The sequence below is a fragment of the Streptomyces sp. NBC_00252 genome, from assembly GCF_036187565.1.
In the GTDB taxonomy this organism is placed as follows: domain Bacteria; phylum Actinomycetota; class Actinomycetes; order Streptomycetales; family Streptomycetaceae; genus Streptomyces.
In genome coordinates, this window is the sequence record NZ_CP108087.1 from 4,861,916 (window position 1) to 4,886,152 (window position 24,237).

28 protein-coding genes and 1 pseudogene are annotated in these 24,237 nt (G+C 69.2%); 13 read left to right on the top strand and 16 right to left on the bottom strand.

Annotated elements, in window-relative coordinates; genetic code table 11:
• Positions 1–51: 51 nt before the first annotated feature.
• Positions 52–564 carry a helix-turn-helix domain-containing protein gene (locus OHT77_RS21140; protein WP_328830104.1) on the bottom strand — a complete coding sequence of 171 codons (513 nt, stop codon included), beginning with the start codon at positions 562–564 and terminating at the stop codon, positions 52–54.
• 193 nt (positions 565–757) lie between these two features.
• Here OHT77_RS21140 and OHT77_RS21145 point away from each other — a divergent pair, with 193 nt between their 5' ends.
• From OHT77_RS21145 to OHT77_RS21175, 7 genes are all read left to right on the top strand, one after another.
• Positions 758–1,090, top strand: coding sequence for an EthD family reductase (locus tag OHT77_RS21145; protein ID WP_328830105.1), 333 nt, complete (start codon positions 758–760; stop codon positions 1,088–1,090).
• 133 nt (positions 1,091–1,223) lie between these two features.
• Positions 1,224–1,694 carry a DIP1984 family protein gene (locus OHT77_RS21150; protein ID WP_328830106.1) on the top strand — a complete coding sequence of 157 codons (471 nt, stop codon included), beginning with the start codon at positions 1,224–1,226 and terminating at the stop codon, positions 1,692–1,694.
• A gap of 297 nt (positions 1,695–1,991) precedes the next feature.
• Positions 1,992–2,414, top strand: a complete 423-nt coding sequence (locus tag OHT77_RS21155) for a DUF5958 family protein (RefSeq protein WP_328830107.1) — start codon at positions 1,992–1,994, stop codon at positions 2,412–2,414.
• A gap of 155 nt (positions 2,415–2,569) precedes the next feature.
• On the top strand, positions 2,570–3,982 hold the full coding sequence (locus tag OHT77_RS21160; RefSeq protein WP_328830108.1) for a sensor histidine kinase: 1,413 nt from the start codon (positions 2,570–2,572) through the stop codon (positions 3,980–3,982).
• On the top strand, positions 3,979–4,665 hold the full coding sequence (locus OHT77_RS21165) for a response regulator transcription factor (protein ID WP_328830109.1): 687 nt from the start codon (positions 3,979–3,981) through the stop codon (positions 4,663–4,665). Before OHT77_RS21160 ends, OHT77_RS21165 begins: the two co-directional genes overlap by 4 nt.
• A gap of 73 nt (positions 4,666–4,738) precedes the next feature.
• On the top strand, positions 4,739–5,281 hold the full coding sequence (locus tag OHT77_RS21170; RefSeq protein WP_328830110.1) for a hypothetical protein: 543 nt from the start codon (positions 4,739–4,741) through the stop codon (positions 5,279–5,281).
• Between the two features lie 208 nt (positions 5,282–5,489).
• Entirely contained in the window at positions 5,490–6,542 is a 1,053-nt protein-coding gene (locus OHT77_RS21175; RefSeq protein WP_328830111.1) for an alpha/beta fold hydrolase, read from the top strand.
• Positions 6,543–6,593: 51 nt separating this feature from the next.
• On the opposite strand, the gene OHT77_RS21180 is transcribed toward OHT77_RS21175, so the two are convergent.
• On the bottom strand, positions 6,594–7,202 hold the full coding sequence (locus tag OHT77_RS21180; protein WP_328830112.1) for a TetR/AcrR family transcriptional regulator: 609 nt from the start codon (positions 7,200–7,202) through the stop codon (positions 6,594–6,596).
• Between the two features lie 168 nt (positions 7,203–7,370).
• Between OHT77_RS21180 and OHT77_RS21185 the strand changes: the two genes are divergently transcribed.
• Positions 7,371–8,324 (top strand): NADP-dependent oxidoreductase, encoded by a 954-nt coding sequence (locus tag OHT77_RS21185; RefSeq protein WP_328834296.1) that lies wholly within the window; start codon positions 7,371–7,373, stop codon positions 8,322–8,324.
• Positions 8,255–8,584, top strand: a pseudogene (locus tag OHT77_RS21190) (hypothetical protein); the annotation flags it as partial. The gene OHT77_RS21185 and the pseudogene OHT77_RS21190, both read left to right, overlap by 70 nt.
• Positions 8,585–8,599: 15 nt before the next feature.
• Here OHT77_RS21190 and OHT77_RS21195 read toward each other — a convergent pair.
• Together OHT77_RS21195 and OHT77_RS21200 are read right to left on the bottom strand one after the other, a co-directional pair.
• Complete coding sequence (locus OHT77_RS21195; RefSeq protein ID WP_328830113.1) at positions 8,600–9,049, bottom strand: hypothetical protein; 450 nt, start codon at positions 9,047–9,049, stop codon at positions 8,600–8,602.
• A 347-nt stretch (positions 9,050–9,396) separates the two neighbouring features.
• Positions 9,397–10,632 carry an MFS transporter gene (locus OHT77_RS21200; protein ID WP_328830114.1) on the bottom strand — a complete coding sequence of 412 codons (1,236 nt, stop codon included), beginning with the start codon at positions 10,630–10,632 and terminating at the stop codon, positions 9,397–9,399.
• Positions 10,633–10,801: 169 nt separating this feature from the next.
• Between OHT77_RS21200 and OHT77_RS21205 the strand changes: the two genes are divergently transcribed.
• Complete coding sequence (locus OHT77_RS21205) at positions 10,802–11,437, top strand: ScbR family autoregulator-binding transcription factor (protein WP_328830115.1); 636 nt, start codon at positions 10,802–10,804, stop codon at positions 11,435–11,437.
• 153 nt (positions 11,438–11,590) lie between these two features.
• Here the strand turns inward: OHT77_RS21205 and sigJ are convergent, their stop codons facing one another.
• The 6 genes from sigJ to OHT77_RS21235 form a co-directional block, all read right to left on the bottom strand.
• Entirely contained in the window at positions 11,591–12,580 is a 990-nt protein-coding gene (sigJ, locus tag OHT77_RS21210) for an RNA polymerase sigma factor SigJ (protein WP_443048081.1), read from the bottom strand.
• A complete protein-coding gene (locus OHT77_RS21215) occupies positions 12,577–13,356 on the bottom strand; it encodes an SDR family oxidoreductase (RefSeq protein WP_328830117.1) in 780 nt (259 codons plus the stop codon). The genes sigJ and OHT77_RS21215 overlap by 4 nt, the downstream gene beginning before the upstream one ends.
• Entirely contained in the window at positions 13,353–13,814 is a 462-nt protein-coding gene (locus tag OHT77_RS21220) for a hypothetical protein (protein WP_328830118.1), read from the bottom strand. Before OHT77_RS21220 ends, OHT77_RS21215 begins: the two co-directional genes overlap by 4 nt.
• 55 nt (positions 13,815–13,869) lie before the next feature.
• Entirely contained in the window at positions 13,870–14,322 is a 453-nt protein-coding gene (locus OHT77_RS21225) for a GNAT family N-acetyltransferase (protein ID WP_328830119.1), read from the bottom strand.
• 39 nt (positions 14,323–14,361) lie between these two features.
• A complete protein-coding gene (locus OHT77_RS21230) occupies positions 14,362–14,853 on the bottom strand; it encodes an HAD domain-containing protein (protein WP_328830120.1) in 492 nt (163 codons plus the stop codon).
• Positions 14,854–14,962: 109 nt separating this feature from the next.
• A complete protein-coding gene (locus OHT77_RS21235) occupies positions 14,963–15,586 on the bottom strand; it encodes an RraA family protein (protein ID WP_328830121.1) in 624 nt (207 codons plus the stop codon).
• 175 nt (positions 15,587–15,761) lie between these two features.
• Between OHT77_RS21235 and OHT77_RS21240 the strand changes: the two genes are divergently transcribed.
• Positions 15,762–16,646 carry a nitroreductase/quinone reductase family protein gene (locus tag OHT77_RS21240; RefSeq protein ID WP_328830122.1) on the top strand — a complete coding sequence of 295 codons (885 nt, stop codon included), beginning with the start codon at positions 15,762–15,764 and terminating at the stop codon, positions 16,644–16,646.
• Between the two features lie 12 nt (positions 16,647–16,658).
• Here the strand turns inward: OHT77_RS21240 and OHT77_RS21245 are convergent, their stop codons facing one another.
• The 3 genes from OHT77_RS21245 to OHT77_RS21255 all read right to left on the bottom strand — a co-directional run bounded on the left by OHT77_RS21245 (position 16,659) and on the right by OHT77_RS21255 (position 20,895).
• Complete coding sequence (locus tag OHT77_RS21245) at positions 16,659–17,546, bottom strand: hypothetical protein (protein WP_328830123.1); 888 nt, start codon at positions 17,544–17,546, stop codon at positions 16,659–16,661.
• Between the two features lie 40 nt (positions 17,547–17,586).
• A complete protein-coding gene (locus tag OHT77_RS21250; RefSeq protein WP_328830124.1) occupies positions 17,587–19,812 on the bottom strand; it encodes a phosphotransferase family protein in 2,226 nt (741 codons plus the stop codon).
• A gap of 162 nt (positions 19,813–19,974) precedes the next feature.
• Entirely contained in the window at positions 19,975–20,895 is a 921-nt protein-coding gene (locus OHT77_RS21255) for a GntR family transcriptional regulator (protein WP_328830125.1), read from the bottom strand.
• Between the two features lie 186 nt (positions 20,896–21,081).
• On the opposite strand from OHT77_RS21255, the gene OHT77_RS21260 reads away from it, so the two are divergent.
• Entirely contained in the window at positions 21,082–21,264 is a 183-nt protein-coding gene (locus OHT77_RS21260; RefSeq protein ID WP_328830126.1) for a hypothetical protein, read from the top strand.
• Here the strand turns inward: OHT77_RS21260 and OHT77_RS21265 are convergent.
• A complete protein-coding gene (locus OHT77_RS21265; protein ID WP_328830127.1) occupies positions 21,255–21,992 on the bottom strand; it encodes an HAD family hydrolase in 738 nt (245 codons plus the stop codon). The genes OHT77_RS21260 and OHT77_RS21265 overlap by 10 nt on opposite strands.
• Entirely contained in the window at positions 21,992–22,873 is an 882-nt protein-coding gene (locus OHT77_RS21270) for a FadR/GntR family transcriptional regulator (RefSeq protein ID WP_328830128.1), read from the bottom strand. The genes OHT77_RS21265 and OHT77_RS21270 overlap by 1 nt, the downstream gene beginning before the upstream one ends.
• A gap of 166 nt (positions 22,874–23,039) precedes the next feature.
• Between OHT77_RS21270 and OHT77_RS21275 the strand changes: the two genes are divergently transcribed.
• Entirely contained in the window at positions 23,040–23,228 is a 189-nt protein-coding gene (locus OHT77_RS21275) for a hypothetical protein (RefSeq protein WP_266770963.1), read from the top strand.
• Positions 23,229–23,243: 15 nt separating this feature from the next.
• On the opposite strand, the gene OHT77_RS21280 is transcribed toward OHT77_RS21275, so the two are convergent.
• Positions 23,244–24,158, bottom strand: a complete 915-nt coding sequence (locus tag OHT77_RS21280) for a winged helix-turn-helix domain-containing protein (protein WP_328830129.1) — start codon at positions 24,156–24,158, stop codon at positions 23,244–23,246.
• Positions 24,159–24,237 lie beyond the last annotated feature (79 nt).

A 24,237-nucleotide genomic window follows, 5' to 3' on the forward strand; every position in this document is an offset into this window, starting at 1 on the left:
TCGCTATCAGTCGCTATCAGCTGAGGGTTTTGTGTTGTGTACGTCCGCGGGTCAACCGGCGGTCTCCTGCGGCCCGGTGTGGTCTGCACCGTCGCCGCCGGTACCGCTGTCGCCCGGTCTCGCCGTCCGCTCCGGCGGTTCGGCACCGCTGCCGTCGGCCACACCGAGACCGAGCCCCGGACCGAGGTCCAGGCCGTCGCTCACCTCGGCGATCTCGAACCCGTTCTCCTTGCGGAAGGACTCGTAGATCTGAAGCAGCACCTGCTTCTGCCGTTCGGTGAGCGTGGGATCGGCGAGGATGACGGCACGCGTCTCGACCTCGTCCCGGTCCCGCTCGGCGTCGAGGATGCCGGCCCGCACGTACAGCGTCTCGGCGGAGATCCGCAGCGCCTTGGCGACCTGCTGCAACACCTCCGCGCTCGGCTTGCGCAGCCCGCGCTCGATCTGGCTCAGATACGGATTCGACACCCCGGCGGCATCGGCGAGCTGCCGCAGAGACAGCTGCGCAGTGCGCCGCTGCTCACGCAGATACTCCCCGAGATTGCCGACGTTGAGCGTTGCCATGCCTCCACCTTGCCTCACCTCCGCTAACTATTGCAAGCACCTGCTTGCAAAAGTGCGCCATGCCACGTGTGACGGAGGACTCCAGTTGGCCACCGAGCGTTCCGGTCGGCCACTGCTGAGCACAGCGCGGAGCGCCACGCGGTGCTGTGGTGATATTTCCCGAGGCGCAGTGCGCACCGCGAAGGGACAGGCCGTGATCACTCTGATGACCGTCATCCGGAAGAAGCCCGAGGTCTCCACCGAGGACTTCCGGCACTTCATGAAGCACGAGTACGGACCGACGTACCAGGCGCTCCCGCAGACTCGCGCCTACCAGCAGTTCCACCTCACGGACCTCGCCGCCGACGGGGCGGAGGACCCGATCGACGCCATCGTCCAGATCAGCTTCGACTCGCAGGAAGCCATGGCGGAAGCGCTGTCGACCGAGGCCTACAAGAAGGCCCACGAACTGCGCGAGCGCTACATGCGTGAGACCTCGGTCGGCATCCACTCCGCACGCGTCGACGACACCGTCACCTTCGTGTGACACCGGCCGGCCCGTGTCCGCTCCGCTCTCACTCCAGCGGCTGGTCAGGGCCCCTCTGGAGCAAAATCCACGTGCGTGCGAGCCGGGTCGCCCTCCTATACTCGGGCGAGCTCATGGAGGGGAGGGGGAGACAGTGAAGCTTGCCGAGGCACTGGCGGAACGTGCGGAAGCGACGCGCCGTGTGGAGCAGTTGCGAGCGCGGGTCGTCAGCAGTGCGCGGTACCAGGAGGGGGAGGTGCCCGCCGAGGACGCCGCCCAGTTGCTGGCCGAGGCCGGTGAGGTGCTGAGCACCCTCGAAACGTTGATCCGGCGGATCAACCGCACCAACGCCACCGTAGAGATGGGTCCCGACGGCACGCTCACCGACGCCCTCGCCCGCCGGGACGTCCTGCGGTTGCGTCACTCCGTGGTCACCGCGGCGGCGGACGCGGCGGCGGGCAGCGGTGACCGGGGATACGGCCGACAGCTCCGCTCCGAGCTGATGATGCTCTCCGCGCTTCCGGTCGCGGAACTGCGCGGTCAGGCGGATGTTCTCGCGCGGGAGATCCGCGAGGTCGACGTGCGGATCCAGCGTACGAACTGGGAGGTGGACCTGCTGGACTGAAAGTCCGGCAGGCGGGGCGAGCGATGTGGAGCAGGTAGCAGCTTCGGAGGCGGGCACACACCGAGGGCCGGCGGTCTTCCGGCCCACTCCTGGCGCGTGAAGAGCAACGCGGGGTTCGACTCCCCATCAACAGCGCAGCTCAGCACGGCGTACAGGTAAAGGTGCACAGCGCACAGCACATCACCACGTGCAGATCCGAAGCGGCGAGGGCGGGTTCGGGGCCTCCACATCGCAGCACCGGCCTGCACGTCTCAGCACCGTGGACGACGGCGAACCGAGGGCGACGGGGGTGTGCGCATGGCTGATCCCTACGTCATTCTCAACCAGCTCGCCCAGGAGCTTCGGCCGATGTCTCAGGGCATCCAGTGGTTCGAGAGCCTCTCCGCCGAGGAGCAGTCCACCACTCTGCGCCTCCTCTCACAGTTCTGCGTTCAGGCCCGCGCCACCACCGAGGACGGCCCGGAAAGTGTCCGACGTGCCGGACTTCGCGCCACGCACACACCGGCGGTGCTGATCGCACGAGGGCCGATGGACCGGCAACTCGGGAAGATCGCCGGCCTCACCCCCCACGACGAGCGCCTCAAGTCGTTCCGGCTGCTCATCGCGGTGCTGGCCGTCGCCGACGGACGCCGACGGGAGCGCTTCTGCTCCGACGGTTGCGGCCACGAATGGCATCACCTGTCTGTCGACGCCCCACGAGGTGGGTTCCGCCTGAACTGACGAGCATCAGGTCGGGGTCAGCTCCTTTCGCCAGGACTTTGGGGACGGGCGGTGGCAAACGTCCCGTGTCGATGCCGCGTATATGCTCGCCGCCGTGTGCCGGCGGGCGTGTGTGCGTCGTGGCGGGCGTGCCGATGGGGAACGGAGCGCGGGGGATGGTGAGTATGTGGCCCGGCGTGGTCCGGTCCGCGGCTGGGCCCGGGCGGGGGCGGATCTTCGAGCGTGGTGACGTGATCGGCGCGGGTGCGCTGGTCGCCTGTGTGGTGGTCTCGGTGATCGCGGCCGACGGGACGGCGCTGAAGGTCGTCGTCGCCGTGCTGGGGCTCTGCGCGGAGTTGGGGATGGTGCTCAGCGGCCGGGCCGAGCCGACGCCGCTGACCTGGTTCGGGGTCGCGCTGACCATCGGGACCGGCTTCGCCATCATGGCTCTCGTGCCCGCCGGGCTGGGCGAGGTTCCCGTGCTGGCCGCCGCCGCCGTGCTGCCGATGTGCATCCCGGCCGGGCCGGTGCGCAACGCCTGCGTCGCGCTGCTCGCGGTCGGCTTCGGCGTCGCGGTCATGGTGATCTTCGGCAGCGTGGCGGGCCTGCTGTCGGCGGTCGGGGTGTGGCTGCTCGCCGACCGTTCGATCGAGCACGCCGCGCTCCAGGCCGAGCGGGACCGCGCGGTCGCGCTGCTGGCCGAGGTGGAGGCGTCCCGCGCGTCCCGGCAGGAGGCCGCGGCCCTCGAGGAGCGCAGGCGCATCGCCCACGAGATGCACGACGTACTCGCGCACAGCCTCGCCGGACTGTCCATGCAGTTGCAGGCTGTCAGGGCGGTCGCACGGCGCGACGGTGCCCCGGCGACACTGACCGGGCCGCTGGACCGCGCCGCCGAACTCGCGCGCGACGGAGTGCAGGAGGCCCGCGCGGCTGTGGGTGCGCTGCGTTCCGTACCACTGCGAGGCGTGGCCGATGTCGACAGTCTGACCAGGGGCTTCCCGGGCGAGGCGCGGTTGCGTGTCAGCGGCCGGGCCGGTCGGCTCACGCCCGAGGCCGGGCACGCGGTGTACCGGGCGGTGCAGGAGGCCATGACGAACGCGGCACGGTACGCGACCGGCAGCGCCATCGACGTGGACCTGGTGTGGGAGCGCTCCGAACTGCGCGCCGTCGTACGGGACCACGGGCTGCCGGCCGGGCGCGGCCCGTCGGGGGTGCAGGGCAGCGGCACGGGGCTGCGCGGCATGGCCGAGCGGATCGAGGCCGTCGGCGGCACGGTGACCGCAGGACCCGCGCCCGTAGGACCGGGGTGGCGGGTCGCGCTCCGGGTGCCGGTCGTGGAGGACGCCGGCGTCGCGGAAGGCACCGCGTCCGATGATGGTGCCGCAGCGGGCGGCGCTGTCGTAGGCGGCACTGGCACATCTGGCTCTGACTCCGGCGGCACTGGCACATCTGGCTCTGACTCCGGCGGCACTGGCACACCTGGCACTGACTCCGGCGGCACTGGCACACCTGGCACTGACTCCGGCGGCACTGGCACACCTGGCACTGACTCCGGCGGCATGACGGCGGACGGGAAGGCGGACGCGTGACGATTCGGGTGCTGGTCGCGGACGACCAGGCGGTCGTGCGGGACGGGGTCGTGCTGCTGCTGACCTCGGCGGCGGACATCGAGGTGGTCGGGCAGGCCGGCGACGGGAACGAGGCGGTACGGGTCGCCGTGGCGGAGCGGCCCGACGTCGCCCTCGTCGACCTGCGGATGCCCGGGCTCGACGGCGCGCAGGTGACGGCCGAGATACTCGCGGCGGGCCTCGGGACACAGGTGCTGATCCTGACGACGTTCGCCGACGACGACGCGGTGATGCCCGCGCTGCGGGCCGGCGCGCTCGGCTACCTGACCAAGGACGCGACCGGCGAGGCCGTACTCACCGCGGTCCGGGACGTGGCGGCCGGCCGGACCGTGCTCGACCCGGCCGTGCAACGGCGGCTCGTGCAGCTCGTCGTGACGGAGCCGAAGGCGCCCGCCGCCGCGCCCGCGTCGTCACCGGCGGCGCTTCCGCCCGAGGCCGAGGGGCTGACCAGGCGGGAGATCGACGTCGTACGGCTCCTGGCGAAGGGCCTGAACAACCGGCAGGTGGCACGCGAGATGGTCGTCAGCCTGGCCACGGTGAAAACGCATCTCAACCACGTCCTGGCCAAGCTGGCGCTGGAGGATCGCGGCGCGCTGATCGCCTGGGCCTGGCGCTTCGGCCTGGTGGACAACACCGAGCAGTGACGGCGGGGATCTCAACCCGGGTTACACCCCTGGGTTGAAGGAGTTCGGGGCGCGTCGGCGGAAGCTCTGAGACATGACAACCACCGACTGGTTCATCGACATCGCGCTCCTGCTCATCGTCCTCCGCCAGCTGCGCGAGGAGCGGCTGACCACCCGCACCATCCTGCTCCCGCTCGGCATGATCGCCTGGGCCGCGAGCAACTACCTGACCGACATCCCGACCGCCGGCAACGACGTACCGCTGGCCGCGGTCTTCGCCGTCACCGGGGTCGTCTTCGGCCTCGCCGGAGGTCTGCTCACCCGCGTCCGGCACGCCGGCGGGCACGTGCTCATCAAGGCCACCCGCAGCGCCGCCGCCCTCTGGATCATCAGCATGAGCTTCCGCCTCGGCTTCACGGTGTGGTCCACGCACGCCTCCGGCGCCGCGCACCTGACCAGCTTCTCCGCCGCGCACGACATCACCAGCGGACAGGCCTGGGTCGTCGCCCTGCTCCTGATGGCGGTCGGCGAGGTCGTCGTCCGCCTGGGCACGATCATCGTCCGCGGCCAACTGCTCCAGGCACAGGCCGACCGCGAGGCGAGGCGGACGGCGTCCCGGGCGGGTGTCTACGCCTGAGCGTGGGCGTGGGCTTGGGCCTGGGCCTGGGCGTGGGCCTGGGCCGCGCGACAGCTCGGGTAGGACGCTCATCCTGCGCAGTTGCCCGCGGCACACCGCCCGGACCGCGCACCGCACCCACATCGCGCCCAGCTCAACACCCCCCGCTCGACACCCCGCCCACCTCGCTCAACACCCCACCCGCACCCCATCAGCCCGGAGGCTCCCCATGTCCGCATCGCACCGCACCCCGCGTGCCCTCACCCGCCCCCGGCTGGCCGTGGTCGCCGCCACGGTGGCCCTCGCGGCGGTCGCCTGTTCGTCCGGCGGCAGGCACTCGACCGGCGCCTCGAACACATCGAGCACTTCGAGCACGCATGCCACGGCCAAAGCCACCACCACGACCGCCACCACCACCGCGTCCGCCCCCGTCCCGCACTCCGCCCCGACCGGCAAGGCCGCCTTCCTCGGGCCGGTGCGTCAGGTCCCGGTCGACGGCATCCGGATCGGCTACCGCCAGTTCGGCTCGGGCCCCGACCTCGTCATGGTCATGGGCGACACCGGCACGATGAGCGACTGGACGGTCGACCTGCTGAGCCGGCTCGGGCGGCACTACCACGTCACGATCTTCGACAACCGCGGCGTCGGCTACACGAGCGACGACACCTCGGTCCCCGACACCATCCCGCTCATGGCCGACGACACCATCGGTCTGATCAAGGCGCTGGGTCTACGACACCCCGCGCTGCTCGGCTGGTCGATGGGCGGCGAGATCGGCCTGACCGTCGCCGCGCTCCACCCGGGTGCGATCAGCGCGCTCGTGAGTTCAGGCGGCGACCTCGGCGGCAGCGAGGCCATCAACACGCCGGCCGCCGTGGCCAAGGAGCTCAACAGCCCCAAGACCACGGGCCCGCAGTTGATGAACCTGCTCTTCCCCGCCGACGCCACCGCCGCGCGGGCCGCGTACATCGAGCAGCTCGGTCTGCTCCCGCCGGAGAAGGTCGGCGACGAGACGCTGCTGCGTCAGTACCAGGCCGGGCAGGCGTACGAGTCCTTCGAGGGCACCTGGGACAAGCTCCCCGACAGCACCATCCCGATGCTGATCACCAACGGCTCCCTCGACAGGATCACCCCGCCCGGCAACGCGAGCATCATCACCCACCGGGCCAAGCACGCCACGCGGGTCATGTTCCCCGCCGCCGGCCACGCGATGCTCGTCCAGGACGCCGGCCGGTTCGTCTCCCTGGTGACCCGGTTCACCAAGGCGTCGGGCGTCGAATGACATGACAACAGTCGTCCCAGCCTCGGGGGTCTCCACAGGCGGCAGTCCGCGTCAGCTGGACAGTCCGTCGGCGGCACCTCGGTGCGGCCTGAGGCCGTCCATGAGGAGGTCGAGCAGGCGGCGGGTCTGGTCGGGGTCGCCGGACCGGGGACCGACGGCGAGCATGGCGAGGATGCCGGCGGAGACGTCCCCGGGGCGGACGTCGGCCCGGACGTCCCCGGCGGCAGCGCCCGCGTCGAGGATCGTGGCGATGGCCGCGAGGAGTTCCTGGCGGGTGTGCGCGAGGGAGATCGCGCCCGCGTCGACCATGGCGAGCAGGGTGTCGGTCATGCCGTGCTTGGTGGCCACCCACTCCCCGAACAGGTCCATCCACAGCCGCAGTGCCCGCGCGGGCGAATGGCGGGCGAGCAACTCCCGCGCCCCGGCCGTCAGTCGGACGACCTGGTCCTGGTAGACGGCGTCGACGAGCGCTTCCCGGGTCGGGAAATGGCGGTAGACGGTGGCGATGCCGACGCCGGCCTGCCGGGCGATCTCACGCATGGACGGCTCGGTGTCGGAGGTGGCGAAGGCGCGGGTGGCCGCCGCGAGCACAGTCTCTCGGTTGCGTACGGCGTCGGCGCGCGGCTGCGGGGAGGCAGCCGGGGACGGTTCGGCGGTCATCTCTAAACGGATCGCGTTCCGGTTGGGGCGTTCATGGGGTTAGCCTAGACCCCGAGCCAAACGGAACACGTTCCGATTAGCCCAGAAGGAGACCTCATGCCCACACCCGCGTCCGCATCCGACCCCACAGCCGCACCCGCCCCCACACCCACTTCCGCACCGCACACCATGCGCACCGTCCGCTTCCACGAGAACGGCGAGCCCGCCGACGTCCTCCGCCTGGAGACCGCTCCCGTGCCCGAGCCGGGGCCCGACCGCATCCGCATCGCCGTCCACGCGTGCGGACTGGCCCCGGCCGACTGGGCCCTGTGCCGCGGACTCTTCCCGAGGACCCTGCCGCGCGGCATCGGCTACGATGTCTCGGGCACCGTCGAGGCCGTCGGCACGGGCGTCTCGGACGTGGCCGTCGGCGACCGCGTGTTCGGCACCGCCGACTTCGCAGGCCAGCCGAGCGCGGGCGCGGCGGACCGGGCCGTACTCGACCGCTGGTTCGCCGTACCCGAGGGGCTCGACCTCATCCAGGCCGCCACGCTCCCGATGGCACTGAGCACCGCGTCCTGGCACCTCGCCCGACTCGGCCTGACCGAGGACACCACGATCCTGATCAACGGGGCCGGAACCACCATCGGCTACGCGGCCGTTCAGATCGCCCTCATCCGCGGAGCCCGGGTGATAGCCACCGCCGGCGAGACCTACGCCGAGCGGTTGCGCGCCCTCGGAGCGACGGTGGTCGGCTACGGCGACGGCCTGGCCGAACGGGTCAAGGCCCTCGACGCCGGCCGGGTCGACGTCGCCTTCGACACCGCACCGCCCAGCAGCGCCCTGCCCCAGCTCGTCGAGATCGTCGACGGCGACCCCCAACGGGTGCTGACCTGCTCCGACCTGGCCGCGGCGGCGGAACTCGGGGTCCGCGACAGCTTTCACGAAGACCCCGCGATACGGACCGACGAGGACCGCTTCACCGTCTTCCCCGAGTTCGCACGACTCGCCGCCGAAGGCAGGTTCACCGTGCCGATCGCCGGAACCTTCCCCCTCACGGACTGGCGCAAGGCCCTCGACATCAGCCTGACCGGCCACGCCCACGGAAAACTCCTGCTGCTACCCGGGGCCGACTCCGACTGACCACACGGACAGAGACGCCGGATCGCCCTGCCCGGCGCCGCGGCAGCCAAGGAGCCCGGCCCACAGGCTTCGACAAGACGATCTACCGCCGCCGCAACGAGGTCGAGCGAACCATCAACAACCTCAAGAACTTCCGAGCCGCCACCACGCGCTTCGACAAATGGGCCTACGCCTTCCACGGGACGGTCACCGTGGCCGCGATCCACCTGTGGCTCCGTCCGGAGCGAAACACCTCGTTCAGAGCTTATGGGCCGAGATGAAACGTCGAACTCGGTCTACCAGGGCGAGCGGGTGTCGCGGCGTGCTTCCGGAGTCTGCTCGGGCAGAGCCGTGTTGTGGTCGGTGCGCAGCAGCACGCCCGGGTCGGGTTCGAAGTCCTCATTGGGCGGCGCCGGTTGGTGGAAACGCTCGGTGCGCGGAATGGTGACTTCCACCAGGCGGCCCTCCTGGAACATCCATAGCCCAAAGCAGTCGTCGTCCTGGTCGCGAAGCAGAACTTGCACGGTCTGCGGATACGGCCACGGCAGCGACTCCAGGTGCCTGAGCAGGCCCGTGCGGGCACGAATTTTCTCGAACTCCAGGGCCCACCCGAACTCGTAACCCCAGTGTCCCGCTATCGGGACGAAGCGACCTCGCCACGTTCGTTCCGGGTCGTCCCGGGTCAGCGGTTCCATCACCTCGTCCGACCAGCGGGCGAGCACGATGACCTCGGCGTCTCTGCTCATGCTGGAGTATCACCGCATCCGCCTTCTCCACCACAACCAAATTCCTCAACCGACCGACCCAGGCAAGGGCGAGCGGATTGGCGACCAGCTCTCAGTGCCAGCGAGCCCGACGACTCCTTTGGAGAAACTCATCTGCGCCTGAGCCACGGCTCCGATCAGCCCACACGAGCTATCGGACAGCTCCTAGTCCGCGCAGCACGAACCGCTCAGCCCGAGCGAGCCGAACGGAACCGACCTGAGCGGGATCGACCAGAATCCACCCGACCCGAGACTCGCCAGAGCGGACCAGAGGCGGCACTCGCACACAAGGCCCCCCGACCCCCGCCCCGCCCCCGCCCCAAGGCCGGCTACTCGGACCCGCCGACGCGATAACGGGTCATCAACAACGCTGCCAGCACACTGAATCCGGCCCCGAGGAACATCACCGAGGACGGCCCGGACGCGTCCACGACCGAGCCGCCGACCAGCGCGCCCAGCGCGATGGAGATGTTGAAGGCGCAGATGTACAGCGACGTCGCCGCCTCGGGGGCCTGCGGGGCGCTGGCGAAGACGAGGGTCTGCAGGCAGACCGGGAGCGCGGTGTAGGCGATGCCCCAGACCAGCAGCAGGACGATCGTGCCGGGATGCCAACGGCCGTTGGCCACGAGCAGGACGACGGCGGTGGCGAGCAGCAGGATGCAGGTGAGCGTGGTGGTGCGCAGCGCACGCACCGCCGCGGCGCCGCCCGCGAAGTTGCCGACGACGCCGGCCACCCCGTACAGCAGCAACAGGCCGCTGACCCAGCCGGATGGGATGCCCGCGTCCTGTTCGAGGAAGGGGGCGACGTAGGTGTAGGCGGCGAAGTGGCCGATCACCATCGCCGCGGTGACGAGGGTGGCGATGCGGAGGTTGCCGTAGCGCAGGAGCTTGGGCAGTTCGGACAGGCGTACCACCGCGCGGGGTTCGAGGGACGGCAGCAGGAACGCGACGGCGGCGAGGATGACGACTCCGATTCCGGAGATCGCCCAGAACGCCGTGCGCCAGTCGGACTGGCCGATGAGGGTGCCGAACGGCACGCCGACGACCGACGCGATGGAGATGCCGCTGAAGACGACGGCCGTGGCCCGCACCGCCTGGCCCGGCGGCACCAGGCGGATGGCGATGCTCGCGGCGATCGACCACATCACGCCGTGCGCGAAGCCCGTCAGCAGCCGCGAGACCATGAGCACCGCGTACGACGACGACAGCGCGGTGAAGGCGTTCCCGGCGACGAAGACGCTCAGGACCACCAGGAGGAGCAGCCGCCGGTCGAGCCTGCGGGTCGCCACCGTCAGCACGGGTGCGAACAGGCCCGCGATCGCGCCGTACAGAGTCACCGACAGGCCGACCGTGCCCTCAGAGACGCTCAGGTCGCGGCTCATGGCGGGGAGCAGTCCGATCGGAACCATCTCGGTGGTGGTGAAGGCGAACACGCCCATGCCCACGGCGACGACCGCGAGCCAGCCGCGGAGGCCGCCGGAGGGGGAAGGGCGCGGGGACGCGACGACCGGACCGCCGGCCGGTGCCGTCGCCGTGTCCGGGCGGGAGGGGGGCGAGGGTGTCACGGAGGTCTCCGGGTCGTACGGGAGGAGGCGTGGACGGTGGGCCACATTACCCAAACGTTTGGTTTGTTTCTAAGGGAGAAGTCCACGTGACAGCTATTTGTAGCCACGTACAATACCCACCGTATGTTTGGTTTCCGAGTGATGGATCAAGCAAGGAAGTCACACCCTCATGGCGCAACAGGAGCGGGCGATCGCCACACGACGGAGGCTGCTGGTGGGGGCGGCCGAAGTGTTTGACGAGCGTGGTTACGCGGCCGCGAGCATCAACGAGATCCAGGCACGCAGTGGCGTCAAGAAGGGCGCCATGTACTTCCACTTCAAGTCGAAGGAGGAGATCGCGCAGGGGGTGATGGCCTCCCAGCTGGAACTGCCGACCGAGCCGCGCAGCTCCTCCGCGTCCCCGATGCAGCAGGTCATCGACCTCACCCACGAACTGGCCCACCGGCTGCGCACCGACGTCCTCTTCCGCGCGAGCATCCGGCTCACGGTCGAGCAGGGCACGTTCCAGTCGCACGACTCCAACGCCTACGACTGGTGGCTGCGCGTCTTCGCCCGCGACCTGGCCCGCGCACAGGGCGCCGGCGAACTCCGCGCGGAGCTGACCCCCGAGGACGTGGCGGCGAGCGTCGTGGGTTCCTTCACCGGCATCCAGATGCTCTCCCATGTCACCTGCGACCGCCGCGACCTCCACGACCGGCTGACCAAGTGGTGGCAGCAGATCCTCCCCGGGCTCACAACTCCCAGGGCAGTGGCGGGACTTGTTCCGGCGGGATCACCTGAGCTGGAGCTGTCCGGCACGGGCTGACCAACGTGGGTTGGCCGACACGGGTTGGCCGACACGGGCCACGGGCCGACGGCGAGCGGGTGACGCGGGCCGATTGCAAACGGGCGCCACCCTCAGAAAGCCCCGCCCACCACAGCCCCACCCACTCCAACCCCACCAGCCCCGTCAACCCCATCACCCCCGCCCTCCCCCCATCCCCCGCTCCCCATTCCACGCCCCCAACTTGTCCGGATTCACCACCAGCCACAGGTCGGTGATCAACCCGCCCCGCACACCCACCGCGAGCACGGCGAACGTCGTCCCGTCGATCCGTACCGCCACCCCCGGCGTCCCGTTCACGTCGTCCTCGACGAGTTCCATCTCGGGTTCCCGCCGCATCAGGCCGAGGAAGAGGCGGGCGACCTTGTCGCGGCCGATGACCGGGCGCAGGGCGGCGCGCACCTTGCCGCCCCCGTCGCTGCGGGACTCGACGGCCGGGTCGAGGAGGGCGACGAGCGCGTCGAGGTCACCGGTCTCGCAGGCCTCGCGGAACGCCGTGACGACGCGGCCGTGTTCCGCCGCCGTACTGCTGCCGGGCGGCCGGTGGGCGAGGCGTCGGCGGGCGGTGGAGGCGAGTTGGCGGCAGGCGGCGGGTGTACGGCCGACCGTCTCGGCGATCTCGGCGAACGGCAGCCCGAACACGTCGTGCAGGACAAAGGCCACGCGCTCGGCGGGAGTTATCGAGTCGAGCAGCACCAGCATCCCCATGCTGACCGACTCGTCGAGGGTGATCCGGTCGGCGGGATCGTCCGCCCCCGAACCCCCCGTACTGGCCCACCGCGCACCGTGCCGCACCGGCTCCGGCAGCCACTCGCCCGTGTACCGCTCCCGCCGGGCCCGCGCTGACCCCAGCTGGTCGAGGCAGATCCGTGAGGCGACCCGGGTCAGCCAGGCCATCGGCACGTCGATCGCCCGCTGCGCCTCCTCGGACAGCGCGTACCAACGGGCGTACGTCTCCTGTACGACGTCCTCGGCATCCTGCACCGAACCGAGCATCCGGTACCCGAGGTTGAGCAGGTGCCGCCGCTCGGCCATGAGCGACCCGAGGGTGGGGTCCGGGCCTTGGCCCGTGCGCTGATCGTTCTCTCGGTCCGATCCGGGTGACGTGGACACAGCGGCGATCATCCTCCCCGTACCGACGACGGCCCGCCCCGCACCACACACCGGGCGAGCCACGCGTCGAACGTCTCCACGCCCCGAGGCCCGCTGTCGTCGACCGGCAACAGCCCGTCCCCCGTCATCGCCGCGCCCACCGCCCCCGGCATCCGCACCGGCAGCACCACCCGCCGCTCCCCGCGAGCCCGCAGCAACTGCCGCACCATGTCGACGAGTTGCTCGACACGCGGGCCGGCGAGATCGGGGGCCATGCCCTGAGCGGGCCCGCTCGCCAGCTTCACCAGGTGCTGCGCGACCTCCCGCGCGGCGACCGGCCGGGTCCGCATCCGGGGCACGACCGCGAACGGCTTCGGCACCCGATCGAGGGTCTGCCCGGCGAACTCGTGGAACTGCGTGGCACGCAGCACCGACCACGGGACGGAACCGCCCCGCACCACATCCTCCTGCCGGAGCTTGCCCCGGTAGTAGCCGAGCCCGACCCGGTCGATGCCGACGATCGACAGCACCACGTGATGCCGTACGCCGGCCCGCTCCCCCGCGTCGAGCAGGTTCCGCCCGGCCGCGTCGAAGAACGCGACCGACTTCCGCGCGCTCGTGGTCGTCACATTGCTCACGTCGACGACGGCGTCCACCCCGTCCAGCGCGGCATCGAGCCCCGCGCCACCCGCGACGAGATCGACACCGCGCGACCGACTGAGTACGACCGATTCATGCCCGGCCGCGCCCAACTCCTCGACGACGTACCGCCCGACCAGCCCGGTACCGCCCGCCACCGCCACCTTCATCGCTCGTCACCCTCCCGCTCGGAACGCGCCGACGCCGACGCCGACGCCGACGCCGACACGGACACCGGTACCAACAGCACCGCCGACAGCAGCATCAGCAAGGACAGGGACACGACGTTCAGGACCTGGTCACGCGTGCCGTACATGTCGAGGTGCTGCACGTGATAGCTGAAGTGCAGCACGTTGAAGACGAGCCAGACCGCCCCCGTCGTCTGCACCAGCCGGGTGTTCCGCACCTGCCGCAACGCGATGACCGTCAGACAGGCCAGCGCGAGGAACATGGACCCCGCGTCCTTGACGAGGTGCTCGTTGTAGGGGCCCAGCTGGGGCAGCCACTTCAGCCCGAGCCCGGGGAAGTTCGCGTACCACCCCGACGGCGAGAAGTAGGCCCACAGCCCTGTGTACAGACTGACCACGGCCAGCAGACCGAGGCTGACGTACCGGATTCCTGTGTTCATACCCGTACGACGACACAGCCCCCGCGAATGTCACGGCGGCCACCGAAGCCGCAGGTCAGCCGCCCGCCTCCCGCACCATGAACACATCCACCGCGTCCTCGGCCTCGACGACGAACCCGAACCGCTCGTACAACCGCCGAGCCGGACTCCCCCGCAGCACATTCAGCCGTACGACCCGCACACCGTCCCGGTCACACCGCTCCAGCAACTCCCCCAACACCCCGGACCCGATGCCACCCCCCTGGAGCCGGGCATCCAGATAGAAGTGCTCCAGCCAGTGACAACCCCGCTCCGCATCAGCCCGCAGCGCCACACACCCGGCGAACTCCCCGCCCACCTCGATCACCCAGGTGTGCCCCGCCACAAACCCGTCCCGCAACCGCTGCCGGACCCGCTTCGCGTCGTACCGCCCGACCCGCTCCAGATCGCCACGCAACACATCGGCCCGCAACTCCGCGATGACCTCGACGTCCCCCGCCGACGCGCCCCGCACCACCCAGTCAGCCACACCCACTCCACCTGCTGATCCCCAACTACCCTCGCCCCTCTACCTGTTGTTGACCGCGAGCCAAGCCTCCATGGCCTCGAAATCCGCACCGGTGATCCCCTGCCGATGGTCGACGCGGTACAGGAGGGCGCGTTCGGGGTGGTGGGCGGTGACCCAGGCACGGTCGGTGTCGCTGATCTCGTCGTCCACCCAGAGGAAGGGGCGCCCGGCGGCCCAGGCGACCAGGGGCCGGGTCTTCCAGTGCAGGCCGCCGGGCGCGTCGTCCTCGGCCGGGTCGGGCCAGTCCACCAGGGGGAGTTGGGGCAGTCCGAGCCAGGGCGCGAGGCACACGTTCGCGTCGTCCATCCAGGTCGTGGCCCACACGAGTTCGCACCCCAGCGCGGTGAGCCGGGCCCCGAGCGCGGGGTCGACCCGGGTCAGCAGGGGCGGGGCGCCGGCGACCGGCGGCGCGAAGCCCGGCTCGTACACCGGGTACGGCCGCGACGCACCGAAGGGGAGCAATGTCCCGTCGACATCGAGAAAGAGAAGCATCGCGACCAGGATCGAGCACTTTGCCGTTCTACGCCATGCACACCAGCCGCGTCCCCTGCGCCCCGCAACCCCGGTTCACCCTTGGAACCCGCCCGCCCGCAACCCCGGTTCACCCCTGGAACCCGCCCGCCCGCAACGGCTCGTCGACCCGTGCCCGATGCGCCGCCTCCCAAGCGTCGAGACTCTCCCCCGCCTCCTTGGCCAACCGCTCCCGCGCCCCCGCGAGCACCTCCGCCCGCCGCGCACCCGGCACGACCACGACCCCGTCCTCGTCGGCGACCACGACATCCCCGGGGTCGACGGCGACTCCCCCGCACCGCACCCGCTCGTTCAGCGGGAGTACGGCCTTCTTGACCCCCGGGATCGGTACGACGCCCCGCCCGAACACGGGGAACCCCGCCTCCCGTACCTCCCCCACGTCCCGGATCATCCCGTCGACGACGAACCCGGCGATCCCGCGCCGCTGCGCCACGGCGCACACGTTGCCGCCGGCGAGGGCGTACTCCACGTCTCCGGACTCCACGACGACGACCGAACCGGGTGCGGCGCGGTGGATCGCGGCGTGCAGCATGAGGTTGTCGCCGGGAGGACACCGCACGGTGAAGGCCGGTCCGGCGAGGCGGGGTACGGGCGTCCACAGTGACCGGATACCGAGGTCGAGCACCTGCGCGTGGCCCAGCAGATCGGCGAGGGTGGTCGTGGGGACGTCCTGGAATTCTCTGGCGTCAGTCATACGCCGGACGCTACCGTCACCCCCATGACTGCCGGGTCGGCCTTGTGCCGTGAGCGAGTCGGGTACCCGGCCTCCGAGTGAGGCCGTGGCGGGCCAGAGGCCCGCCATCTGTCACTGCGTCGAAGTCGAGTCAACACATCACCGCGCAGCGACAGAGAGAAGAGTTCACCACCCGATGCCCCATGACTTCAACCAGCCGATCATCGACGAGTTCCGCGCCAACAAGGGCCGTATGACCGGGTACTTCGAAGGTGCCCGGCTGCTCCTCCTCACCACCACCGGCGCCCGCACCGGCACCCCGCACACCACCCCCGTCGGCTACCTCCCCGACGGCGACCGGGTCCTCGTCATCGCCTCGGCGGCCGGCTCCGACCGGCACCCCGACTGGTTCCGCAACCTCGTCGCCCACCCCCAAGTCACCGTCGAGAGCGGCGTGTTCACCTACGACGCGCAAGCGGTCGTCCTCACCGGCGAGGAACGCGACGAGGTCTTCGCCCGCGCCGTCGAGGCGGACCCGGGCTGGGCGGCGTACCAGGAGAAGACCGAACGGATCATCCCGGTCGTCGCCCTGCACAGCCTGGCGCAGGGCGGCCCGGGCACCATCAACGCGACCTCGTTCGGCGAGGCGATCAAGGTGGTGCATGACGCGTTCCGCCATGAACTCGCGCTGATACGGGGCGAGTTGAACAAAAGCACGGCGACAGACACCGACAGAGACGCAGACGCAGATACCGGCACAGGCGCCGAGTTCTCAACCCTGGGCGCCCAACTCCGCGTCAACTGCCTCACGTTCTGCCAGGGCCTCCACAACCACCACACCGGCGAGGACACGGTCCTGTTCCCCCTCATCGCCGAACGCCACCCCGGCGCCACCGCGGCCCTGGCCCGCCTGCGCGAGGAACACGAACAGATCGCCACCCTGGTCGACGCCCTGCGCGAGACTCTCACGACCCCCACGGCCCCGGCGACGACCCGCGCAGAGGTGAACCGCCTGACAGCCGCGCTGGAGGCCCATCTCACTTATGAGGAGCAGGAGTTGATTCCTCTGTTCGACGCATAGGGCTGACCGTTTTCAGGTGAGCGAGCCCCGGTGCCAGGGCGGCCTCGCGGCCAGATTCCACAAGTCGTCGAAGTGCTTGTTCCAGGTCGCGATGGCGGCCTTGGCGTCGTCGGTGTCCTCCCGCGACCAGATGTTGAGGTCGGTGCGGTACCCCTGGGGGTCGTAGTAATCCGCTTCCGGACTGAATCCCATGGTGCGCGCGGACACGTCGTAGAGACCGTGCAGGACGAGTTCCCGATTGAAGATGCAGATCTTGTCCCGCGGTATCCCCGGGTAGAAGCGGTACTCGCACGTGGCCGTCACACTCCCCACCGCTGTCAGCCGCCGCGCGATGGCCGACAGTCTCTGGTCGAACTCCTTGCACCTGAGCTCCAGTCGCTCGCGGAACTCCACGTCGTCGACAGGGCCACCGTCCGTGCCCACCCGGGATGGCACGGTCATGGGGGCACGGAAGTCCGGAACCAGGAATCGGACCACCACATGCCGTGTCGGACCGGGATCGTCGTCAAGACCCTCCAGCCGGTGATAGAGCTCGTTGTAGAGCGTCTCGCCGGTGTAGCCGAGGAAGCTGATCTCCACCTCCCTGGCGCGGAAGGCCTCGGTCACGAACGTGCCCAGCTCCCGTGACTTCACCTGGGCCCGGGAGGGCAGCCGGAGCGACGTGTCGAGGTCGTTGACCTTGTCGTAGAGCGCATAGGCGACGACGCTGAGGAGGGCGCTGCCGAGGAATACCTTGTTCTGGAGGGCGTCACCGACCGGTTTCACGAACTGTGCGATCAGCCCGACGACGAAGACGAGAAGGAGCAGAAGCCGCGTGATCGTCGGTTCGTAGCGAGCCTGGAACCGCCTGAGCCGCTCACCCAGAGTGCTCTCGGGCAGCCCCCTTCCGCCGCCGGCCATCGCAGCCCCTCTCCCCCGTCGCGCAGCGCATGGCCTCGAGTCAGATGTCCGCGAGGTACTCGTGCGTCCACGCCTGTCCATGGTCGGGCCGGGGAAGTGCCAAGGCAAGGTAGGGATTTGCCGTGGATCTGTCCTTGAGCCCGAGTGACGCCGTCGCCGTTTTCAGGGTCATGGCGTAGGTGTCCACCGCCCGGCGGACGTTGGGAGCCTCAAGGCTGTCGCCGGTCACCAGCCGGTCGAGGTCCACATAGGCGGATCGCACCGTCTCGATCCAGCGGTAGACGTTCCAGTCGTCGTACCAGCCCTTGGTGTACTCCTCCGGCATCCTCTTCGCCCAGCGGGTGAACAGGCGGTCACGGATGTCCGGGCTCGTCTGGGTCAGGTGCATATGGCGCACGAGGTCGTAGAGCGGGTCACCGACCATGGCCATCTCCCAGTCGATGAGGGTCAGCCCCGTGCCGTCCTCGCGGCGCACGAGGTTCCACGGGTTGAGGTCACCGTGCAGGAGCGCGGAACGACGCGGTGTCAGGATGTGCCGTTCGAGGATCTCGCCCAGCCTCAGGATGTTGCCGGGCAGCCCCAGCTCCCGGGCCAACGCAAGGGTCTCCTTGGGGAGTTGAGCCACCATGCGCAGCAGTTCGAGGCGCAGTCCCAGGTAGAAGTCCTGGCCCAGCGTGTCCGATCCCAGTTCCTCGCAGTCGATCTTCGTCAGTTCGCAGAGCTGGTCGACGAGATCATCGGCCTCGTGCGGGAGCAGCCCCTCGGCCGGATGGTCCGGGTGCCGGATCGCCCCCTTCGGCCCCTCGTAGGAGTGGACGGTGAACTGGTCACTCAGACGGCGATGGCTGATGCCCAGAGCCAGCACCCGTGGAGCACGCACCTTGGCCCCGGACCTCTCGATCGCCGCCAGGACGGCATGTTCGTTGAGGAATCGCTTCTCCCGCGGGTTGGCCGGTCCCACCTTCCGACGCACCATGACCGGGAACGGGATACCGCGCACCTGCACCGCCGTGCTGAGATGGGCCGTTCCCTTGAACACGTGGTCGGCGGGGGCGGCGCCCTCCAGAAAGAGAGCTTCCCGGACCGCCCAAGCCGGGAACTTCGGGTGCTCGGGCACTCTGGCGTCCGGCTTCCAGTAGATGCTGAGCTTGCCCTGGTCCTTGCTGTGCTGCTTTCCGTTGGACACGTTCCACCGGAAGAGGATCCCCTCGATGGCCTGCTCGTCGGGCACGCTCTTGAGCCGCAGCGGGGTCTCGGCCGCCACCAGTGCCTGGTGCACCGCGTGCGTCGCGGCGTCCAGGTCCCGCTGGTCGAACTTGTCGCCCAGCGAGGTCACCGCACGCATCACGTCCGGGTAGACGGACTGCGCGCGCTCGAAGTCGACGTAGTGCTTCAGGTCCTGCTCGGCGCCCTGCACGGCCTCGCCGCACCGCTCGATCATGGCCACCCGCCACGCGTCCATCACCTCGGACCACTGCTCACGCGGGTAGTCCATCCGTACGAGATGGGTGGCGAGGTCGTGCACCGGGTCGCCGAAGGTCGCCAGTTCCCAGTCGACGCAGATCAAGGGTGGGGCGCCGTCGTACGAGAAGATCACGTTGTCGCGGTGCAGATCGGTGTGGAGCAGGCTGAAGGGGCGGCTGATCATCGCGGGGACCCGCTCGGCGAACCGCACCATCGCGTCCTCGGGGATGCCCAGCGTGGCGAACAGGCCCCCGAACTTCGACCAGTTGCGCCTACGGATCTGCTTTTCGGTCGCCAGGGCCAGGGCCCGGAGGAAGGCCCGGCCGTCCCGGCTGTTGCGGGGCCAGGACGGCGGCAGTGGTGGCAGATCCTTTCTGCGTACCTGCGTCATGTCCGCGAGCAGGCCGGCGAGGGCGGAGATGAGGTGCGGCTCCACCCTCTTGCCGTTGCGGCAGATGGTCGAGAGGGGCACTCCCTGCACATAGCTCAGGACGGTCATGTCGCCGTGTCTGACGAGGCACTGCGGGACATGGGGCAGCACCCCGTGCAGCGCGTCGAGGATCTCCGCCTCGTCCTGCCAGGTCCGGATGACGACAGGCAGCGCGTCGCCGATCCGCCGGCGGATGGTGACCCGGCCATGGCCCTTCAGCGACGGCAACCTGGCAGTGACCGAATCCGGCGGCTGCACCACGTAGTTCAGATTGTGGTGACCCCGGCTGAACTCCCCCTCACTCCTGGCGTAGGCCAGAAGCTCGTCGAAAGCCTCACCCGTAGCCCTCGGCTGAGGGGGAGTTCCGGGCATTGGCGGACCACCCAAGGTCGCTCCTGAATTGCTGTAGGTCGCCACTGATGTGCATGTGTCGCGAGAGAGTGGGCACACTGTAATGCCCCGCGCTGGAGCGAGAAGGACAACCTCGCTAAAACGCACCGCACTTGATGACCTTGGGCGAACGGTCCGCGGATTTCAGAACGTTGCCGAGAGGCGCTGCCAGCAGGCGTCGAACCAGGCCTGCATGCTCTCCATGAACACGGATCCGGTGGAGTTGGGATCACCCTCGTCGTTGACGTGCCGGATCAGGGTGGATCCCAGGCCGAGGACGTCGAGGGCGTCCATCTCCGTTCCGTCGTCGAGGAGGATGGAGCGCTCCACGACCTCGTAGGGGCCGAACAGGGCCTCGGCGCCCGGGCGGAGATACAGCTTGAAGGCCGGGACTAGGGGGATGCTCCTGACCTCCACCGACACGGAGGGCACCAGTCCCTCCGTCTCCAGGTTCCGCAGGGCCGCGCGCAGCGACGTCGTGTGCCGTCGGGTGATGCCTCGCAACCGCTCCTGTATCTGTTCCTGCAACCGGTCCAATTGCTCGGTTCCCGCAGCCTCTTCAGCCGCGTCCGCGCTCTTCAAGGCGCGCGGGTAGGGAAGTTCGAGCGACTCGGCGGGCAACAGCATCCGCAACTCGATGCGTTCAGGGGTGGTGATCTCGCCGGTACGGATGTGCTCGGCCTGAAGACGGACGTGTGCGTCCAGGCTCTCCGACGTGAGGGTGAAGACGTCCAGTCGTACGACCGGCTGAGCGAACGCCCGGGTGATGAACGGCCCCAGAGCCGCCCGGAGCCTCGGCGCCTCCTGCGGAACCTTGCCGGAGTGTATGGGGCTCTTCACCACCCGCGAACCGCTTCCCTGACGGGACTCGATCCACCCTTCGTCCTTCAGCTCGCGCAACACACGCTGGACCGTGTCACGGGAGACCCCGAACTCGTCGGCGAGCTCACGCTGCGGGGGCAGGACCTGGCCCAGCGCGTATCGGCCGTCGGCGATGCGGACACGGAGTTCCTCCAGCAGGGCGTTGAACTCCCTGCCGCCGCCTTCACCACGTCCTGAGCTCACATCGCGACCGTACCTCTTCGGCACAAACATCAAACCGCTTCCAGCCATATTGGCGGAGGAGTTGACATCTCGACCTACACATTGGACGGCGACGTTAAGGGATCTAGCCCCCTGGGCACATCAACTTCAAGGCAAGCAGCCCAATTGGAATGGTTGCGAGCAGAGAGAAACAAGGGGTGGGGTCCCATGATCTTCTTCGAATTACTGGCAGCGATCATGACGCTCGGAGTGAACCAACTAATGCAGTCGCGGTACGGGGCCCTCGGCCTCCTCTGCCTCTTCCTGCTCGGTGTCGGCATCAAGGCCCGCAACACCGCCTGTCTGTCCGCCGGAGTCGTGGTCTTCGCGCTTCTGATGGCTCAGGGCTGAACCAGCAGGATCCGCAGCACCGCTTGCAGGGAGTCGACGACATGCTCGGCTCCCGCGTCTCGCAGCAACTTCTCCTTGCGGTCGTTACGCGCGTAGCCGAGGAACAGCACGCCGGCCCCTTGCGCGGCTTCGAAGTCCGTGGGGGTGTCGCCGATCATCAGGGTGGCCGACGGTGCGGCGCCCAGGCCGTTCAGGGCGCGGTTGAGACAGTGCGGGTCGGGCTTGAGGAGCTGGAGGTCCTGGGTGCGGCCGTAGATGTGCGGGGCGAAGCAGGGCAGGAGCCCGCGGCCGGTCAGGTAAGTACGCACCACCCGGGGGGAGTTGTTGGTCGCGATGGCCAGCCGTGAGCCCACCGCGGACCAGGTGCGGACCAGCGGGTCTGCGTACGCCGTGGGCATCGCCGAGGAGGTGGCCCGCAGTTCCTCCTGGGTGAGGCGTTCCTCCAGCTCCGCGACCAGGTCGCTGCCCGGATGCCGGCGGTCCACGGCGCGCAGCACCATGTGCGGGTCCAGGGAGTCGCGCTCCTCCTTCGTCAACAGCCCGTGCAGTCCTCGCCCTTCGAGCCACTCGACGAGTTCGCCCGCCACGCGCTCCGCCTTGTGCCCCGCGAACAGCCGACAGATCGGGCCGTCGAAGTCGAACAGGACGTTGCGGGCCTTGGTGATCAGTTCTCGCAGATTCTCTGTCTCTACTGTCACCTGTTCAGTCTGCGCTGCATCAGAAGTCACTAGGAGAGTGTCAGGTCCGTGGTGATGGTTTCCCAGAGGGCGTCGAACCACAGCTGGGATTGCTCCACGAACGCCGCGTCCCGTTCGCCGGACTGCCGCTGGAAGGAGAAGAGGAGGGACTGGGAGCCGAGGGCGTCGTACATGTCCAGGGTCTGGCTGCCGTACTCCTCCTCCCGCCGCGTCAGCAGGTAGTAACCGAGCAGCGCCTCCTGGTCGTTGAGGAGGTACAGCTTCACGGGCGGGGTGAAGGGGAGCGCGCGGAAGGTGACCTTGACTTCCATGCCGTGTGTGGCGCGCAGGGCCAGCAGGTTGTGCTGGAGCACCTGACCCTGGGCGTTGCGCATGGACAGCCAGCGCTGGTGGACCGGGCTGTCCTCACCGCTGCCGTCGACCGGGACGGGGAAGGCGAGGGTGATCTCCCTGGAGGGGACGAGGATGCGGACCTCGATCGACTCGGGGCGCAGGCGCCCCTCGTGGATCTGGCGGAGCGGTTCGCCGATGGCCACCATCAGGGTCTCGGCGGTGTGGCACACCACGTCTATGCGGACGTCCCCCGCAGAGAACGCCTCCGTCAACCGTGGTGCCAACCCGACCATCGTCGGCTGGGGTTCACCGTGTGTCGGCGCCGGCGGTTCAGCGATCCGCGGCGGACTCCCCTTGCTGACGTTGGTCAGGAGGCCCGCTTCCTGGAGGAGCCTCAGTGCCTGGCGTACGGCGCCTCGTTCGACCCCGAACTCCTCCGCCAGGTCGGCCTGGGTGGGCAGGCGGTCGCCGGCCTTGAGGTCGCCGGTGCGGATGCGGTCGCGCAGGGCGTCGGCGATCTCCTGGGGCGAGAAACTTCTGCTGCCGTTCACTGCCACGTTCTCCTGGGTCACTACCAAACGGTATAACTCTGCCCCATCTAAGGGGAGTTATTTGGAACCTCATTGTGAGTAGGTGTGAGTAGGTGCCAATCGGGCACAACTTAAGCAGAGTTGGCTGCCAACTTCATCGAGTTGCTTCAAGTTGGTGGAAGTTTTGCTTCCGCAGCCCGAAGGGGGAACCACCGTGCCTGCCATCGCCCTCCTCACCGCCGTCTTCGTCGTCGGCTTCGAGCAGATCGTCCAGTGGAAGTACGGCGCCACCGGGATCATCGGCCTGCTACTGCTCTCCATCGGCATCAAGGCCAAGAGCCCGGCCATCAGTTCCATCGGGGCCGTCGTCCTGGCCCTGCTGGTCACCGGACCGGCTCTGTGAGTCACTCGGAGGCGGTCAGCTCCGGGGTGTGAGTGTCAGCTCCGAACTGATCGTCTCCCACAGCGCGTTGAACCACAGATGCGACTGTTCCACGAAGGTCGTGTCCCGCAGTCCCGCACCCTGGTCGAAGGCGAACAGCATCGACTGGGTGCCCTCCGCGTCGTACATCTCCACCTGCTCGTGACCGATCTCCGCCTCCCGCTGGAACAGCGTGTAGTAGGCGAACAGGGCCTCCGAGCCGTTGAGCAGGTACAGCTTCACCGGTGGGGTGAAGGGGAGCGCGCGGAACGTGATGTGCACATCGATGCCGTGCGTCGCGCGCAACGCGAGCAGGTTGTGCTTCAACACCTGTCCCTGGGCGTTGCGTTGGGCGAGCCAGCGCTGTTGCAGCCGGCCGTCGGCGGGGGCGTCCACCCGGGACGGGAAGGCGAGTTCGATGTCGCTGCTCGGCAGCAGCACCCGGACGTCGACCTTGGCCGGTTTCAGTCGTCCGGCGTGGATCTGACGCAGCGGTTCGCCGATGGCGAGGGTGAGCGACACCGCCGTCAGACACAGGGCCTCGATCTCGACGTGCGGCTGCGCGAAGGCCTCCGCGATACGTGGCGCGAGGCCCACCGTCGTGGGCTGCGGCGGGGCTCCGGGGCCGGTCAGGGCCGGGCTGAGGTCGGGAGCGACGGTCGCCGGGCTGCCCTTGGTCACATTGGTGAGCAGACGCTCGGACTGCAGGATGCGCAGTGCCTGTCGTACGGCCCCGCGCTCCACGCCGAACTCGTCCGCCAGCTTGGCCTGGGTGGGCATGCGCTGGCCGGGCCGCAGTACACCGGACCTGATCCGGCTGCGCAGCTCGTCGGCCAGCTCGCGGTGTGACCACTGTGGCCGTGGTGACCTCGACCGTCCATTGACGGTGGCGTGTTCCGGGTCCACGACCAAACACTACAACTTCCCGCCATCTTTGGGCAGTTCAGGGAAAGGTGGTTATGAGACGCTTCCAAGCGGAGATAACTAGAAG

What these genes read in the sequence shown, in the direction of transcription:
- OHT77_RS21140 (WP_328830104.1), bottom strand. Translation starts at nt 564, where the DNA reads ATGGCAACGCTCAACGTCGGCAATCTCGGGGAGTATCTGCGTGAGCAG.
- OHT77_RS21155 (WP_328830107.1), top strand. Translation starts at nt 1,992, where the DNA reads ATGGCTGATCCCTACGTCATTCTCAACCAGCTCGCCCAGGAGCTTCGG.
- OHT77_RS21160 (WP_328830108.1), top strand. Translation starts at nt 2,570, where the DNA reads ATGGTGAGTATGTGGCCCGGCGTGGTCCGGTCCGCGGCTGGGCCCGGG.
- OHT77_RS21170 (WP_328830110.1), top strand. Translation starts at nt 4,739, where the DNA reads ATGACAACCACCGACTGGTTCATCGACATCGCGCTCCTGCTCATCGTC.
- OHT77_RS21175 (WP_328830111.1), top strand. Translation starts at nt 5,490, where the DNA reads ATGTCCGCATCGCACCGCACCCCGCGTGCCCTCACCCGCCCCCGGCTG.
- OHT77_RS21180 (WP_328830112.1), bottom strand. Translation starts at nt 7,202, where the DNA reads ATGACCGCCGAACCGTCCCCGGCTGCCTCCCCGCAGCCGCGCGCCGAC.
- OHT77_RS21185 (WP_328834296.1), top strand. Translation starts at nt 7,371, where the DNA reads ATGCGCACCGTCCGCTTCCACGAGAACGGCGAGCCCGCCGACGTCCTC.
- OHT77_RS21195 (WP_328830113.1), bottom strand. Translation starts at nt 9,049, where the DNA reads ATGAGCAGAGACGCCGAGGTCATCGTGCTCGCCCGCTGGTCGGACGAG.
- OHT77_RS21205 (WP_328830115.1), top strand. Translation starts at nt 10,802, where the DNA reads ATGGCGCAACAGGAGCGGGCGATCGCCACACGACGGAGGCTGCTGGTG.
- sigJ (WP_443048081.1), bottom strand. Translation starts at nt 12,580, where the DNA reads ATGATCGCCGCTGTGTCCACGTCACCCGGATCGGACCGAGAGAACGAT.
- OHT77_RS21215 (WP_328830117.1), bottom strand. Translation starts at nt 13,356, where the DNA reads ATGAAGGTGGCGGTGGCGGGCGGTACCGGGCTGGTCGGGCGGTACGTC.
- OHT77_RS21220 (WP_328830118.1), bottom strand. Translation starts at nt 13,814, where the DNA reads ATGAACACAGGAATCCGGTACGTCAGCCTCGGTCTGCTGGCCGTGGTC.
- OHT77_RS21230 (WP_328830120.1), bottom strand. Translation starts at nt 14,853, where the DNA reads ATGCTTCTCTTTCTCGATGTCGACGGGACATTGCTCCCCTTCGGTGCG.
- OHT77_RS21235 (WP_328830121.1), bottom strand. Translation starts at nt 15,586, where the DNA reads ATGACTGACGCCAGAGAATTCCAGGACGTCCCCACGACCACCCTCGCC.
- OHT77_RS21240 (WP_328830122.1), top strand. Translation starts at nt 15,762, where the DNA reads ATGCCCCATGACTTCAACCAGCCGATCATCGACGAGTTCCGCGCCAAC.
- OHT77_RS21245 (WP_328830123.1), bottom strand. Translation starts at nt 17,546, where the DNA reads ATGGCCGGCGGCGGAAGGGGGCTGCCCGAGAGCACTCTGGGTGAGCGG.
- OHT77_RS21250 (WP_328830124.1), bottom strand. Translation starts at nt 19,812, where the DNA reads ATGCCCGGAACTCCCCCTCAGCCGAGGGCTACGGGTGAGGCTTTCGAC.
- OHT77_RS21260 (WP_328830126.1), top strand. Translation starts at nt 21,082, where the DNA reads ATGATCTTCTTCGAATTACTGGCAGCGATCATGACGCTCGGAGTGAAC.